Here is a 1,270-nt window from a genome sequence, read left to right as displayed (position 1 = left end):
ATATAAACTTAAGTCATTGTTTACAATTGATTTTACTTTTTATTGTACAGCTTAGTCAGTAATTAGATCATGACAGGCCAAATGCTTACTAAGCTGTACAATTCAAATTTCAGGTAAAAAAATACCGGCACTGATGGCCGGTATTAGATTTCAATAAATCGAGATTATTTGTGGTAAGGCTTAGATAGCTCATGTACCGCTTCAACAAACACACCCGCGTTTTCTGGCGGCACATCTAGGTGGATGCCATGACCTAGGTTGAATACGTGACCTGTACCAGCATCACCAAAACCTTCTAGGATACCCGCTACTTCTTCACGGATGCGCTCAGGTGAAGCGTAAAGCATAGATGGATCCATGTTGCCTTGCAGTGCCACTTTATCGCCGATACGCGCTTTCGCATCTGCAATATTGATCGTCCAGTCTAGACCAACCGCATCACAACCCGTTGCTGCGATTTGCTCTAGCCACATACCGCCATTCTTAGTAAATAGCGTAACAGGTACGCGACGACCGTCATTTTCGCGAATCAGGCCATCCACTATCTTGTGCATGTATTGCAATGAGAACAGGTTGTAATCACGAGGAGTCAGAACGCCACCCCATGTATCAAATACCATAACTGACTGCGCGCCGGCTTTGATTTGTGCATTTAGGTATTCAATCACGCTATCTGCTAGCTTATCCAGTAGAAGATGCAGAGTTTGAGGTTCTGCGTACATCATCTTCTTGATCTTCGTGAAGGCCTTAGAGCTACCACCTTCAACCATGTAAGTCGCAAGCGTCCATGGGCTACCAGAGAAACCAATTAGAGGTACATCACCATTCAAATCTTTACGGATTTGACGCACGGCATTCATTACGTACTGCAGTTCACCTTCTGGATCTGGCAGACCGATTTTCTCTACGTCGGCTTTGCAAGTAATTGGGTTATCGAAGACCGGACCTTCACCAGCAGCAAAACGCAGACCCAGACCCATTGCATCTGGGATAGTTAGGATGTCAGAGAACAAGATCGCTGCATCAAGAGGAAAACGGCGTAGTGGTTGAAGAGTTACTTCAGACGCCAGCTCCGCATTCTTACACAAAGACATGAAATCGCCCGCTTGAGCACGCGTAGCTTTGTATTCTGGTAAGTAACGACCTGCCTGACGCATCATCCATACTGGCGTGTAATCTACCGGCTCTTTAAGAAGCGCACGCAGATAACGATCATTTTTTAATTCAGTCATTCCGTAATTCCAACTGTTAGGCTTTCTGTGAAAGGGGG

At 45.4% G+C, this 1,270-nt stretch carries 1 protein-coding gene; it reads right to left on the bottom strand.

Going from position 1 to position 1,270, the window contains the following annotated elements; translation table 11 throughout:
• Positions 1–164: 164 nt before the first annotated feature.
• The gene (gene hemE / locus R7O12_RS25450) at positions 165–1,232 is read right to left on the bottom strand and encodes a uroporphyrinogen decarboxylase (protein ID WP_005497578.1); all 1,068 of its coding nucleotides are present in this window, start codon (positions 1,230–1,232) and stop codon (positions 165–167) included.
• Between the last annotated feature and the right edge of the window lie 38 nt (positions 1,233–1,270).

This window comes from Vibrio sp. Vb1574, from assembly GCF_033338675.1.
Note: the sequence above shows the minus strand (reverse complement) of the source record. Positions and strands in the feature narration are given on the sequence as shown.

Coding starts and splice junctions, on each gene's coding strand:
- hemE (WP_005497578.1), bottom strand. CDS start 1,232: ATGACTGAATTAAAAAATGATCGTTATCTGCGTGCGCTTCTTAAAGAG.